This window comes from Herminiimonas aquatilis (genome assembly GCF_042665175.1).
Taxonomy (GTDB): Bacteria; Pseudomonadota; Gammaproteobacteria; order Burkholderiales; family Burkholderiaceae_D; genus Oxalicibacterium; species Oxalicibacterium aquatilis.
Genome location: NZ_JBHTCC010000002.1, coordinates 74,870 through 87,562, shown reverse-complemented (window position 1 = coordinate 87,562; position 12,693 = coordinate 74,870). Strand labels below are relative to the sequence as shown.

Genomic DNA, 12,693 nt, shown 5'->3' with positions numbered 1-12,693 from the left:
TTGACATGCCTGACTTGTGCACTGAACAGGCGCGTTATCAATGCGTTTAATGGAGTTTATTTGCGTTTTTGATATAGATCATAAACTTCCTCCTTTCCTACAAGAGGTTGCGACGCTGTCCTATATTGTTAAATTCGTCATGCGGATACGATCCTTCCCATGCCGCGACAGACCTTCTCATATTTAGATGAGTAAAAGGCGAGGCTGAAAATCACGATGCCGACTATCTGAATACGACCAAACGATTAGAACGAAAATCAATCACGAGGTGCATGATGTCCATTCTTCATACAACTTTATCCGATGCCTCTTTTGCCCTCAGAAAAGGAGTGGCAATTGAGTGGCCAGCCTATACCAAGGCCTGTGCCGAAATTGCAGACCGTCAAGCCGATCCTGTCGAGCGCGCACTGCGCCGCAAACGCTACAAGGCGTTGAAATACCTGGGCGAAGCAGCATGCAAGGGCATTGCCGGGTATAAAAAAACAGAATCACGCATATTTACGCCCGAGTTTGTATCCGAGTTGGGTGCAGAAAACTCAAGAGCGCGGGTGCGTCGTAATCCATGGCTGGCTTCGAGAACGTATGCCATGCATGACAAGGGGTTGGGGAAATCTACTGTAGAGAATGGAAATGTATTGCCATTCGGTCCGCAGATTGCAGTGTCGGACGTGCCCAACGAAGCAGCTATCTGATCATTTCGTGGAAATGATCTTTATTTTAGAATCGAGAGCGATATCATGAAACGCCACTTCATCTCATTATTTATATGCGCCATCACCTTGGTTGGTGGGCTGTTTATCGTGTTCAATCCGGCTGCTGTGTCAGCTGAAACCAATGCAGAGAAGTTCGTTAGCGAGATGCAGGTGAATGCGCTGGTAACGATGGCGATTCCACCTTACAAATGGTAAGTCCGCAATTCTGATTTTTAAGTGAATGCTGAACAGCAGGCCTGTCGATAACAGGCCTGCTGTTTTTGTTTGAAGGGCATCTGCACATACAGGGTAGAGTGTTCGCAACTGAACGCGCGACTGGTTTACAGTGTTGCAGAGCCTTGCTGTTACCTTCAGCGTATATGCGCCTGTCAGCCGTAATCTTTAAAATCCCAGATACAAGAATATGACTGCCAGCACGGAAGCGCTTATTAGCCAGCCGATATAGTAGTTGCTGCCCATTTCAACCTCCGTATGTCTGCGTTATATCCCGCTGGAATCGATTTTTCAGGTATGTCTTTTCATTGAGGGAAAAGCATTTCCTGCAATTTGATTCGGTGGCGAGCATGAGGAAGACGCAGAATAAGCGTTTGCTGGATGATGTTCTGTGCGCTCAGTCACACAACAGCGACAAGAATGAAAACATGGTGAAGAGCACATAAAAAAGCAGATGCACATCGCTGTGCATCTGATAGATGAAGCCACCATGTGTTGCACATGACTTGCAGATGAGTTGCAGTTCCGTGTGCAGTGGCGCTAAGGGCTGAATGTAAGCGGCTTACTGCAAACGAATTTCTCCGTCAAAAGTAATGTGCAATTTGACGCCTTCTATCTCCAGTGTGACTTTCGCCGGAAAAGATTCGGTACCGCTGATGCGGCCTTCTGCAATGGCCTTTTCAACTGCTTTCTCGATGGCATTTTGAGAACTGACACCGACCATCTTCAAAAATTTTCTCATGCTGAGATTGAAGCTTTCTTCGTCCATAGTGCACTCCTGTGTCGTGGGAAAAGTGAGGCGATGCAAGAAATGGCAGCCGCATGCTTGCGGGCGGCGACATGCTGCACCTCATTCACATCATAAGCAATTGACTCTCTCCGCGGTAGATAAAAAACAGGCCCGCATCAAAGTGAGCGGGCCTGATGACAGACGTGCCAGATTGTTTAATGCGGCTTGCTCAGAGCGGCCATTGCTCCAGGCGATATGCAGAATCCCAGAACATCCATTCCAGCTTTGCCGCATGCGTATAGGCAACGCGCATGTCGCGGCGTGTTTCTTCACTGGCAACTGACGCGACACGATCAACAGTGGCGATCACGCCGCGTACCGCTTCGTGAAATTCTTCACCGGCATACGTGCTGATCCACGAGTCGTAGGGATTGTTTTTCGCTGCACGCTTCAGGATGTCGCTGCCGATCTCTGCATAAATCCAGAAGCAGGGCAGCAATGCGGCCAACGCAACCGGGTAAGACGCACTCCAGGCCGTTGCAATCAGATAGCTGCTGTAATGATGAGTAGCGGGCGACAGCGGGGTCGCTGCAAAGGTAGCCGGACTGACATTGAATTGCTCCATGAAATCCGCATGCAGGCTGCGCTCGACAATGATTGCGGTATGCGCGGCATTGGCGAACTGCACGATCTCGTCGGTGTTGTCTGCCTTGGCTGCAGCAACCGCCAGCGCGCGCCCGAAAGCGATCAAGTAATGCGCATCCTGAATCATGTAGTGACGGAAGCGCTCCTGGCTCAATGTACCTTCAGCCAGTTCCTGATTGAAGGGCATGGTGCGTATGGTTTCAAACAGCGGCAAGGTTTCTTGCCAGATGTCAGCGGTAAAAGACATGGGTTTCCTTAAAGAAGATTTCAGGCTACTCGCGCGACGATTGCAGGCAGGGTGAGATTCAAGAGTATTGAAGTGGTGTGTAGACGTGATCGAAGAACGCACGTTCCAGCGCTACGGCACGACCGAACATATCGGCGCAACGTGCTTGCTCCTCTTCATTCAGCAATGGGCCGGTGCGATCCAGTTCGGTGCGCAGCCAGCCGATGAACTCGGCAAAGGCTGGATTGTTATGCAGCGTAATCCATTCTGCATGGATAAAGCGTTCCGGCAATGTCGCGTCAGGGCGATCGGCCCAGCTTAAGTACAGCCATTCGGCCACGACCAGCACCGACAGGCACAGCGGATAGATACGGCTTTCCGCCGATTCGGTCATCAAGGCCTGGAATGCGGTTGTCGGTTCGGTCAGCGGTGGCGTGATCCGGTATTTGTCAGCCACACCCAATTCGTCGAAGGCGCGCAGGAAATAAGTATTTTCGTCGCTCGTGATCATCGCGGCGAAACGCGAAAAGCGTACGCGCGACGTGAAGAGATCGGCACTGGCAATTGCTGCACCCAGCAGTGCGACAAAGCGATCGATGAATTGATAGTCCTGCACCAGGTAGTGCTGCAAGACATCGTCAGCGACGCTACCGGCAAATAACTCATCGATGAAACGATGATGGATCGCCGCATCCCAGTTTTCCTGATTTTGTTCGCGCAACCATTCTGTGAAGGTGCTGGCGGGATTGCTGCGTTTGCTGAAAGTGGTATCGGTCATGGCATTGATTGATCTGGTGATTTTCTCGCATGCGCGAGACGAAAATTGCAAATAAAAAAGCGTGGTCAGGACGCAATGCGCGGATCAGGCATTGTCAGTCCGTGTGCATGAATTGATCCCACACAACGGCGATGATAAATACCCGAGTCCGAATTTTACAGTGGCGGATATTTCTTTGCGTTCATGATCAGCTTGTCCTGAATCGCCGCATTCAAATCGACCTTCAATACCGAAGCGAGGCGAATCAGATACAGGGCGACGTCGGCCAGTTCCTGCCTGACGTGTTCTGCCGTCTCCGGTGCTTGTGCAACTTGCCAGGATTCTTCTTCGCTGCGCCACTGGAAAATTTCCACCAGTTCTCCGACTTCACCGGTCAAGGCCATTGCCAGATTCTTGGGAGAATGATGCTGTTGCCAATTGCGCGCATCGGCGAATTCTTGCAATACGGTTTCCAGTTTCCGGGTGTCTAGCAGAGTGTGCGTCATGGCGAATATAATGAAGATTCAGGATAAGCCAGCATGATAGCGCAGCCGCCTGAGCGTATCCCCTTAGTGCAGCAGTCTGAGTCAGCGAACTGCAACCAATGGTCCGGCTTTGCGCAGGGTGCTTTCATTGCATGCAAACATCCTGCTTCGTTCAGTCCTACACAGCGTTGGCTGCTAGTCCTATTCTTTTCGGTACGCATCGATGCTAAGGTAACTGAACATACCATCTAGGAGATCACCATGCCAAACTCAGACAAGCAAGTCGATCAGAACGATGAAAACAATCATCAAGCCAATCCACCTGGCAATCCCGTACTTGAGCAGGATGTAACGGAGATGGAAAAGATCATGAAGAAGAAATATGCCGAGATAGACAATGCTCGCGCCAGTCAGAACGCGCATGTGTCTCAGCATAACAACCCGATCAAGCAGCCTAACAAGGCGACGAACAATAGCTGATGTAATAGCAGATCTAGCAGATATGCGCAGTCGGCAATATTGGCTGCAGAAAACATGAAGAAGCCCGCCGCGTCGCGGGTTTTTTCATGGGCAACGCTTGTTTGTAAAACGCATGAGCAAACTGGCAGCGACTAGGTGACTTCCACAATTTACCGATGTGCGACCCATCTCTATAGTAGGCACACCAGTTAGCGGGCAGGTGCGAGTATTCATTCCCGCCAGCCTCGAACGCATTCTCAGCGTTATCGTCTGAACATTATCCATATCAAGGAAAAAATGAAAACATCGTTATTCGTCGCATTTTTGCTGGCATTGTCATTGACCGCTTGCAACCCGGAAAAATCTGCATCGACAGAAGCAGCGCCTGCTGCAACTGAAGCTGCACCAGCTGCGGCTGACGCCACACCAGCAGCTCCTATGAGCGCTGAAGACGCTGAAAAAGAAAAAATCCGTAAACAAAACGCTGCTGCTGAAGCTGCCTTGTCGGGTCATTAATCGCATTCGTTTCATCATAAAAAAAGCCGTCGCTTGCGACGGCTTTTTTTATGTGCAACATGCATGCGATAACACTTCGACATCACGATTTTTGCTTGCCAATAACACCATGCACCACGAATAAACTTTGTTACAAAGCATAGGGATCTAAATACGGTCAATGCGCCTAGACTGGTTCGCAGGAGGTACCAATCATGCACAACATTCCAAAATCATCGTACGCAATGTGGCAGGCCAACAAGGACTTATCTCGTTGCCTTCATTACCTGTCTGAAGACATGCCAGACTATCGCAGGGCTGCATATATGACGGAATTGAAAGGGCTGATCGGCAAGCAAGAGGCAATGATTATTTTGGCTGGAAAATAAGCGCCTGCGTTGCAACTGAGGCCGACATATTTTTGTATCCGGATAGTCGGCTTTCACACCCAGGCACCTGCTGAATGGCAAGCGAATAACGAACGAACAATGAACGAATAATCAGCGCCTTTTCGCAGCCACAAAAGAAAAAGCCGTGCCGCATGTTTTCACATAGGGCACGGCTAGAATTCTTGGGGTGGCTGATGGGGCTCGAACCCACGACAACAGGAATCACAATCCTGGACTCTACCAACTGAGCTACAGCCACCACTGATTTACAACGAGCGACTTGCGATGTTTTGCAAGACAGCTGCGCATTATACAAAATTCATACGCCGCTGGCAAATCAAATCAACAAACTTGAAAAAGTCGATGCTGCGCAAGGGCTGGCACCGGGAAATGCGTACGTTCTGGCGGTGCTATTGCCGCATGGCGATCCCATTTGTACTGAGCAGTATCGCGTCAGACCGCGGCTTACGTTGTCAATGCTGCGACCTGCGGATGCAAATGCAGCAAGTTTGCGAAGGCTTTTTCCAGCGCATTCTGGCTGCCGGTTGTATATGCATGCAGTGAACCCGGCCTGTTTTCAAATCGTTGCAGGCCGCGTTGCTGCAGCAATCTTTCGAGCTGTCGAGAAACGGCTTCGCCGGTATCGATGACAGTGACAGGGACCGCGCTCTCGCGCTGCGCAATGGCTTCAATCAAAGGCAGGACAAAAGGGTAGTGGGTGCAACCCAGCGCCAGCGTGTCGGCACCGGCGTGCAGCAAAGGTGTGACATAACGCTCCAGCATCTGGACGGTCTCCGGCGAGTTCAGCTCGCCTTTTTCAATCTGATCGACCAAACCGACGCAAGCCTGCGTCAGGAAAGACACGCCGGTGGTTTCTGCAATCTGGTCGCGCAGCGCGATGAAACGAGGGCTGGCCAGTGTGCTTGCCGTAGCCAGCACGCCTGCCTTGCCGCTCTTGCTGAATACCGCTGCCGGCTTCAAGCCGGGTTCGACCCCCACCACGATCAAGTCCGGATATTGCTGACGCAATGCCTCGATGGCGGCAGCCGTCGCTGTATTGCATGCAACAACGATGGCCTTGACCTTGTGCGTCACCAGGAAGCTGGCAATCGCCAGCGTACGGGCTATGATTTCGGCATCCGATTTTCCGCCATAAGGCGCATGGCCCGAGTCGGCAAAGCACAGCAGATGTTCGGATGGCAAGCGAGCCTGGATATGACGTAGCACCGACAAGGCACCGACACCGGAATCGAATATGCCTATAGGTGCTTCAGCAGCAACAGGGTCGGGAGTGACAGAGAAGCTCAAGGTCGTGATGTTATTAAATGAGTGATCGGATGTGGCGGCAGTGGGCAATCAAACCGCTGACACAGGAATTTCGTTCAGGCGAATTTTCTCGATCTTCTCTTTCCATTCCTTCGGTCCGGTGTTGTGGACAGAAGTGCCGGTGGAATCGACGGCGACCGTGACCGGCATGTCGGTCACATCAAATTCGTAAATCGCTTCCATTCCCAGATCGGCGAAGCCCACTACGGTGGCTTTCTTGATGGCTTTCGATACCAGATAAGCGGCACCGCCCACCGCCATTAAATAAGCCGATTGATGTTTCTTGATCGCCTCGATCGCAGTCGGTCCGCGTTCGGCTTTGCCGACCATCGAGATCAAGCCGGTTTGCGCCAGCATCATCTCGGTAAATTTATCCATACGGGTTGCCGTGGTCGGGCCGGCCGGACCAACAACTTCATCGCGTACCGGATCGACCGGACCGACGTAATAAATAATGCGGTTGGTGAAATCGACAGGCAGCTTTTCACCTTTGGCCAGCATGTCTTGTATGCGCTTGTGCGCAGCATCGCGACCGGTCAGCATCTTGCCGTTCAACAGCAGGGTTTGGCCCGGCTTCCACGAGGCGACTTCTTCTTTGGTCAGCGTATTCAAATCAACGCGTTTCGACAGCTCGGTGTTCGGCGTCCAGTTAACATCCGGCCAATCGGACAGCGAAGGCGGATCAAGATAAACCGGACCAGAACCATCGAGCACGAAGTGGGCGTGACGCGTCGCCGCACAGTTAGGGATCATCGCCACCGGCTTGGACGCCGCGTGCGTAGGATGCATCATGATCTTGACGTCGAGCACGGTCGTCAAACCGCCCAGACCTTGCGCGCCTATGCCGAGCGCATTGATCTTGTCGCACAATTCGATACGCAATTCTTCGGTCTTGTTTTGCGGACCGCGTTGCTTCAGTTCGTACATGTCGACGTCTTCCATCAACACTTGTTTGGCCATCAGCATCGCGCGTTCTGCCGTGCCGCCGATGCCGATGCCGAGCATGCCCGGTGGGCACCAGCCTGCGCCCATCAATGGCACGGTCTGCATCACCCAATCGACTAGCGAATCGGATGGATTGAGCATGACGAATTTGGTTTTGTTTTCCGAGCCGCCGCCCTTGGCTGCCACTTGCACATCGACGGTGTTGCCCGGCACCAGCTCCATATGCACGACTGCCGGTGTGTTGTCCTTGGTGTTCTTGCGTTCGAAGTGAGGGTCGGCCACGATGGATGCGCGCAGCGTGTTGGCCGGATGGTTGTACGCACGGCGCACGCCTTCATTGACGGCGTCGGTGATCGAACCCTTGCCGAAGCCCTCAAACTTCACTTCCATACCGATTTTCAAAAAGACATTCACGATGCCGGTGTCCTGGCAGATCGGACGCTTGCCTTCCGCGCACATGCGCGAATTGGTCAGGATCTGCGCAATCGCATCCTTGGCCGCCGGGCTTTGTTCTGCTTCATACGCGCGTGCCAGATGCTGGATGTAATCCTGCGGATGGTAGTAGCTGATGTATTGCAGAGCTGCAGCAACGGATTCGATCAAATCGTCTTGTTTTATGATGGTCATGGCGGTATCGGCTGTGAACGTTAATGGGAAGACTAACTGAATACTTCGACTGAATAATTCAACTTAAGCATCGACTTAATACGCATCAACTTATAGCAACAATTCAATTTAAAGCGCATCGATTTAATGCACCTGATGATTCAATGCATTGGTTTCCGCCATGATGCGATCGGCATAGGCAATCGCCAATGCTGAAATCAGGAAAACAATATGGATACCGGTTTGCGCGTACAGCGTTTTTGCATCGTAGGACGACGCGTTGATAAATGTCTTAAGCAAATGGATGGACGAGATGCCGATGATCGCCGTCGCCAGTTTGACTTTCAATACCGACGCGTTGACGTGCGACAGCCATTCCGGTTGATCGGGGTGGCTTTCCAGATTCATGCGCGAAACGAAGGTTTCATAGCCGCCTATGATCACCATGATCAGCAAGTTAGAGATCATGACCACGTCGATCAAGCCCAGTACCACCAGCATGATGGTGGTTTCTGTCAGCTTCTCTGCGCGTTGCGCGCCGGGGATGGTTACGACATCAAGAATATGTTTCAGCGAATCAGCATTGCCGAATATCGCACCGATCAAATCTGATAACTCTACCCAAAAGTGAAATACGTAGACGCATTGCGCAAGGATCAGACCAATATACAATGGCAACTGTAGCCATCTTGTCATGAAGATGAAATTAGCCAGCGGGTGTATCGGTTTTTTGACTGCTGATGTGTCGGTAGAAGTGGATTTCATGTAGATGCGCTGGAGTAATAGATGACTGAAGAAAGCCTGCATTTTACACGCGCCCGCACTTTTTGCCGGCTTGCATCAAAGTGTATTGTCAGCGGTTGAATTGAATTTTTTTGGCCAGGTCTGTACCTCGATTCTCATTAAGATTTGAGTCAGATTGGTGTAAGGCTTCAGTAAGAGTAAAAGCATATTGTGAATAACAAAATAAAATCCGTAACGGAGGGGACAATGTCCAGCATCGAAAGCTTCAAACAGGAGGAGCGGGTTTTCAGCCCGCCCGCAGATTTCGTCACCAATGCTGCCATCAGCGGTATGGATGCCTATCGAGCGTTGTGCGCAGAAGCGGCTGACGATTACGAAGGTTTCTGGGCGCGTCTTGCTCAACAGAATATTCACTGGACCAAACCGTTCACCAAAAGACTGGATGAATCGAACGCGCCGTTCTACAAGTGGTTTGAAGACGGCGAGCTCAACGTCTCGTGGAACTGCCTGGATCGTCACCTGACCAACGGCAATGCCGACAAGGTCGCCATCATTTTTGAGGCTGACGACGGCAACGTCGTGCGTGTCACATATAAAGAGCTGCACGAACGCGTCTGCAAATTTGCCAATGGCCTCAAGTCGCTCAGTATTAACAAGGGCGATCGCGTCATCATCTATATGCCGATGTCGATCGACGGCATTGCCGCGATGCAAGCTTGTGCGCGTATCGGTGCCACCCATTCTGTCGTCTTTGGCGGCTTCTCTGCCAAGTCGCTGCATGAACGCATCATCGATGCCGGTGCAGTCGCGGTCCTGACGGCCGATTATCAAGTGCGCGGCGGCAAGCATTTGCCGCTCAAATCCATCGTCGATGAAGCGCTCGCGCTTGGCGGCTGCGACACGATACGCAATGTCGTCGTCTACAAACGCACCGGCGGCGCGGTTGAGTTTGTCGAACGCCGTGATGTCTGGCTGCATGAGCTGGTCGAACAGCAAACCAGCGAATGCGCGCCCGAACCGGTTGGTGCCGAGCATCCATTGTTCATCCTCTACACATCCGGCTCCACCGGCAAACCGAAGGGCGTGCAGCATTCGTCCGCCGGCTATTTGCTGTGGGCCATGCTGACGATGAAGTGGACTTTCGATATCAAGCCGGAAGATGTCTACTGGTGTACCGCCGACATCGGCTGGATCACCGGCCATACTTATGTCACCTACGGTCCACTCGCAGTCGGCGCGACCCAAATCGTGTTTGAAGGCGTGCCGACTTACCCGAACGCCGGCCGTTTCTGGGACATGGTGCAAAAGCACAAGGTCTCCATCTTCTACACTGCACCGACCGCGATCCGTTCGCTGATCAAGGCGGCCGATGCCGATCCTTCCGTGCATCCAGACAATTACGATCTCAGCAGCCTGCGCTTGCTGGGTTCAGTCGGCGAGCCTATCAATCCTGAAGCCTGGATGTGGTATTACAAACATATAGGCGGCGAGCGTTGCCCGATTGCTGACACCTTCTGGCAAACCGAAACCGGCGGTCACGTCATTTCGCCTTTGCCGGGCGCGACACCGATGGTGCCGGGCTCCTGCACCTTGCCGCTGCCGGGTATTACTGCCGCCGTGGTTGATGATGGCGGTCATGATTTGCCGAATGGCAAAGGCGGCCTGCTCGTCATCAAGCGGCCATGGCCATCGATGATCCGCAATATCTGGAACGATCCTGAGCGTTTCGAGAAAAGCTACTTCCCGCACGAACTGGGCGGCAGAACCTATCTCGCGGGCGACGGTGCAATCCGCAATGAAGAAACCGGCTACTTCACCATCACCGGCCGTATCGATGACGTGCTTAATATTTCCGGTCATCGCATGGGCACTGCAGAGATTGAATCTGCACTGGTCGCCAACCCCATGGTGGCCGAAGCCGCTGTCGTCGGCAAACCGGACGAAACCACCGGTGAAACCATCTGTGCCTTTGTCGTCCTCAAGCGTACCCGTCCGGAAGGCGACGAAGCCAAGCAGATCGCCAAGGAACTGCGCGACTGGGTAGCCAAGGAAATCGGCCCGATTGCCAAGCCGAAGGAAATCCGTTTCGGCGACAACCTGCCGAAGACCCGCTCAGGCAAAATCATGCGCCGCCTGTTGCGCGTACTCGCCAAAGACGAGGCGATTACGCAAGACATCTCGACACTGGAGAATCCAGCCATCCTGGAACAGCTCAAGCAGGCCCAATAAGCTTTGCGTCTTCAGCAAAAGCCGTCGCTGCCGCCCGCTGCGACGGCTTTTTTACGCGTCTTGTGCAAGGTAATGGTGGTAAAACCGGCCTTTTCGGATAAAATTTTGCTATAATCGGCGACTTCGCTAAAAAGCAGGTCTGCGAAGAACAAATTCAGGAGAGATGGATGAGTGGTTTAAGTCGCACGCCTGGAAAGCGTGTGTAGGTTCATAGCCTACCGGGGGTTCGAATCCCCCTTTCTCCGCCAGAATCTAGTTTTAAGAAGTCCAAGAACGTCCAATAACCCGCCTCTAGCCTAGTGCTGATGCGGGTTTTTTGTTTTGTGATGTCTTTTGATGTCCATTGAAATCCAACAGATTTGCACCCATGTTTGTGCACATGTAGGATATGTGTAAATAACCATGGGTACAAAATGCCAAAACTCGCCACCCCTTTAACCGATTTGCGTATCAAAGCTGCAAAACCAAAGGAAAAACCGTACCAGTTAGCTGACGGGGAGGGAATGTATCTGGAAATACTGCCTTCCGGGTCCAAGGTTTGGCGCATGGCATATCGTCAGGAAAACAGAACGACTAGCACTCGTTTGACCTTCGGGCATTACCCCGCTGTTGGTCTTGCAGAGGCCAGACGCAAACGCGCGGATACAAAGAAACAGATTGTAGAAGGAGTGGATCCAGCGCAAGCGCGTCGAGTCGAGAAAGCGATATCGGCAACCGCTGCAGCGAACACATTCGAGGCCGTTGCAAGAATGTGGCACCAAAACAAGCTTGAGCAATGGCAGCCTAGAACTGCTAACAATATTCTTCGCCGACTTGAACAGGATGTATTTCCTCTCATTGGAAAGCGACCCATCGCAGAAGTTAAGGCTCCCGTAATGCTGGATGTTTTGAGGCAGATTGAGAAACGTGGCGCGGCAGAGATAGCTAGACGAAATGCACAGGTTTGCAGCCAAATTTTCAGGTATGCCATTGCTTGCGGCATCGCTGAAAATGATCCAGTTCCCGCTCTACGAGGGGCACTCAAGCCTCGAATCAAAGGCGTTCATGCAGCCATCTTGGTCGCAGAACTCCCAGAGTTTCTTGAAACGCTTAATCACAACAAAGCCAGAATGTTCCCGGTGACGCGCATTCTCATGCAGTTGATGATGCTGACCTTTGTCAGAACATCAGAGCTGACGGAAACGCCTTGGTCTGAAGTTGACCTGAAAAACGAACAGTGGGTGATTCCATGGCAGCGCATGAAAATGGGCAAGCGAAAGATCAATCCACGTAAAGTAGATCACCATGTGTTTCTGCCGAAGCAAGGATGGGCTTTTCTAAGAGAGCTGCGTACCTATACTGGTGGAAATCAATGGCTTTTCCCGAATCAACGTGATCCTAAAAAACCGATCAGCAATGGTGCAATTCTTGCGGCTCTCAAACGACTCGGTTATGCCGGCAAGCATACTGGTCATGGTTTCCGTTCACTCGCTAAAGGCATCTTAAAAACGTTAGGAAACGATATAAGTAATATCGAACGTCAACTAGCGCATTCGTCAGGAGAGGCCTATGGCGCTTCGTATGACAGGGAATCTTTTTTGGAGGAACGTAAGATCATGATGCAGGGATATGCAGATTACATTGATGCCGTAAGTAGAAAAATAGGCGACAGTAATTAATTGGCGTCAATATGAAAGCGGTTAAAGCAGTTGCTGTTGAATTGCATCGAATTCTGACCCATTCTTCGTTTTT

General features: G+C 51.7%; 14 protein-coding genes and 2 tRNA genes. 8 read left to right on the top strand and 8 right to left on the bottom strand.

Translation table 11 applies throughout. The features are described 5' to 3' along the window. Positions 1-272: 272 nt before the first annotated feature. Both ACFQO0_RS09950 and ACFQO0_RS09945 read left to right on the top strand, forming a co-directional pair. The gene (locus ACFQO0_RS09950) at positions 273-692 is read left to right on the top strand and encodes a hypothetical protein (RefSeq protein ID WP_382234167.1); all 420 of its coding nucleotides are present in this window, start codon (positions 273-275) and stop codon (positions 690-692) included. Positions 693-737: 45 nt separating this feature from the next. Next, positions 738-908, top strand: coding sequence for a hypothetical protein (locus tag ACFQO0_RS09945; protein ID WP_382234165.1), 171 nt, complete (start codon positions 738-740; stop codon positions 906-908). 580 nt (positions 909-1,488) lie between these two features. Here the strand turns inward: ACFQO0_RS09945 and ACFQO0_RS09940 are convergent. The 4 genes from ACFQO0_RS09940 to ACFQO0_RS09925 form a co-directional block, all read right to left on the bottom strand. Beyond that, the gene (locus ACFQO0_RS09940; RefSeq protein WP_382234163.1) at positions 1,489-1,695 is read right to left on the bottom strand and encodes a DUF6494 family protein; all 207 of its coding nucleotides are present in this window, start codon (positions 1,693-1,695) and stop codon (positions 1,489-1,491) included. Between the two features lie 190 nt (positions 1,696-1,885). Beyond that, positions 1,886-2,548, bottom strand: coding sequence for a thiaminase II (gene tenA / locus ACFQO0_RS09935; protein ID WP_382234161.1), 663 nt, complete (start codon positions 2,546-2,548; stop codon positions 1,886-1,888). A gap of 58 nt (positions 2,549-2,606) precedes the next feature. Continuing rightward, entirely contained in the window at positions 2,607-3,305 is a 699-nt protein-coding gene (locus ACFQO0_RS09930; RefSeq protein ID WP_382234159.1) for a TenA family protein, read from the bottom strand. 155 nt (positions 3,306-3,460) lie between these two features. Further along, positions 3,461-3,790, bottom strand: a complete 330-nt coding sequence (locus ACFQO0_RS09925; protein ID WP_382234157.1) for a nucleotide pyrophosphohydrolase — start codon at positions 3,788-3,790, stop codon at positions 3,461-3,463. Positions 3,791-4,030: 240 nt separating this feature from the next. Here ACFQO0_RS09925 and ACFQO0_RS09920 point away from each other — a divergent pair, with 240 nt between their 5' ends. The 3 genes from ACFQO0_RS09920 (at position 4,031) to ACFQO0_RS09910 (ending at position 5,112) form a co-directional block, all read left to right on the top strand. Further along, positions 4,031-4,249 (top strand): hypothetical protein, encoded by a 219-nt coding sequence (locus ACFQO0_RS09920; protein ID WP_382234155.1) that lies wholly within the window; start codon positions 4,031-4,033, stop codon positions 4,247-4,249. Positions 4,250-4,525: 276 nt separating this feature from the next. Further along, positions 4,526-4,744, top strand: coding sequence for a hypothetical protein (locus ACFQO0_RS09915; RefSeq protein ID WP_382234153.1), 219 nt, complete (start codon positions 4,526-4,528; stop codon positions 4,742-4,744). Positions 4,745-4,938: 194 nt separating this feature from the next. Then, positions 4,939-5,112 (top strand): hypothetical protein, encoded by a 174-nt coding sequence (locus ACFQO0_RS09910; RefSeq protein WP_382234152.1) that lies wholly within the window; start codon positions 4,939-4,941, stop codon positions 5,110-5,112. A 183-nt stretch (positions 5,113-5,295) separates the two neighbouring features. Here the strand turns inward: ACFQO0_RS09910 and ACFQO0_RS09905 are convergent. The 4 genes from ACFQO0_RS09905 to ACFQO0_RS09890 form a co-directional block, all read right to left on the bottom strand. Continuing rightward, positions 5,296-5,371: transfer RNA gene (locus tag ACFQO0_RS09905), tRNA-His, on the bottom strand. Positions 5,372-5,577: 206 nt separating this feature from the next. Then, a complete protein-coding gene (gene murI, locus ACFQO0_RS09900) occupies positions 5,578-6,420 on the bottom strand; it encodes a glutamate racemase (RefSeq protein WP_382235067.1) in 843 nt (280 codons plus the stop codon). 48 nt (positions 6,421-6,468) lie between these two features. Next, the gene (locus ACFQO0_RS09895; RefSeq protein WP_382234150.1) at positions 6,469-8,010 is read right to left on the bottom strand and encodes a fumarate hydratase; all 1,542 of its coding nucleotides are present in this window, start codon (positions 8,008-8,010) and stop codon (positions 6,469-6,471) included. Positions 8,011-8,133: 123 nt separating this feature from the next. Further along, on the bottom strand, positions 8,134-8,754 hold the full coding sequence (locus ACFQO0_RS09890) for a YqhA family protein (RefSeq protein WP_382234148.1): 621 nt from the start codon (positions 8,752-8,754) through the stop codon (positions 8,134-8,136). A gap of 225 nt (positions 8,755-8,979) precedes the next feature. Between ACFQO0_RS09890 and acs the strand changes: the two genes are divergently transcribed. From acs to ACFQO0_RS09875, 3 genes are all read left to right on the top strand, one after another. Next, positions 8,980-10,962, top strand: coding sequence for an acetate--CoA ligase (acs, locus tag ACFQO0_RS09885; protein WP_382234146.1), 1,983 nt, complete (start codon positions 8,980-8,982; stop codon positions 10,960-10,962). A gap of 157 nt (positions 10,963-11,119) precedes the next feature. Then, positions 11,120-11,210, top strand: a tRNA-Ser gene (locus ACFQO0_RS09880). A 165-nt stretch (positions 11,211-11,375) separates the two neighbouring features. Beyond that, entirely contained in the window at positions 11,376-12,620 is a 1,245-nt protein-coding gene (locus tag ACFQO0_RS09875) for a tyrosine-type recombinase/integrase (protein ID WP_012078747.1), read from the top strand. Positions 12,621-12,693 lie beyond the last annotated feature (73 nt).

Excerpts from the sequence above, each read along its gene's own strand:
- ACFQO0_RS09920 (WP_382234155.1), top strand. The coding sequence starts at position 4,031 with ATGCCAAACTCAGACAAGCAAGTCGATCAGAACGATGAAAACAATCAT.
- tenA (WP_382234161.1), bottom strand. The coding sequence starts at position 2,548 with ATGTCTTTTACCGCTGACATCTGGCAAGAAACCTTGCCGCTGTTTGAA.
- ACFQO0_RS09930 (WP_382234159.1), bottom strand. The coding sequence starts at position 3,305 with ATGACCGATACCACTTTCAGCAAACGCAGCAATCCCGCCAGCACCTTC.
- ACFQO0_RS09915 (WP_382234153.1), top strand. The coding sequence starts at position 4,526 with ATGAAAACATCGTTATTCGTCGCATTTTTGCTGGCATTGTCATTGACC.
- ACFQO0_RS09945 (WP_382234165.1), top strand. The coding sequence starts at position 738 with ATGAAACGCCACTTCATCTCATTATTTATATGCGCCATCACCTTGGTT.
- ACFQO0_RS09890 (WP_382234148.1), bottom strand. The coding sequence starts at position 8,754 with ATGAAATCCACTTCTACCGACACATCAGCAGTCAAAAAACCGATACAC.
- ACFQO0_RS09910 (WP_382234152.1), top strand. The coding sequence starts at position 4,939 with ATGCACAACATTCCAAAATCATCGTACGCAATGTGGCAGGCCAACAAG.
- ACFQO0_RS09950 (WP_382234167.1), top strand. The coding sequence starts at position 273 with ATGATGTCCATTCTTCATACAACTTTATCCGATGCCTCTTTTGCCCTC.
- ACFQO0_RS09875 (WP_012078747.1), top strand. The coding sequence starts at position 11,376 with ATGCCAAAACTCGCCACCCCTTTAACCGATTTGCGTATCAAAGCTGCA.
- ACFQO0_RS09895 (WP_382234150.1), bottom strand. The coding sequence starts at position 8,010 with ATGACCATCATAAAACAAGACGATTTGATCGAATCCGTTGCTGCAGCT.
- ACFQO0_RS09925 (WP_382234157.1), bottom strand. The coding sequence starts at position 3,790 with ATGACGCACACTCTGCTAGACACCCGGAAACTGGAAACCGTATTGCAA.
- acs (WP_382234146.1), top strand. The coding sequence starts at position 8,980 with ATGTCCAGCATCGAAAGCTTCAAACAGGAGGAGCGGGTTTTCAGCCCG.
- ACFQO0_RS09940 (WP_382234163.1), bottom strand. The coding sequence starts at position 1,695 with ATGGACGAAGAAAGCTTCAATCTCAGCATGAGAAAATTTTTGAAGATG.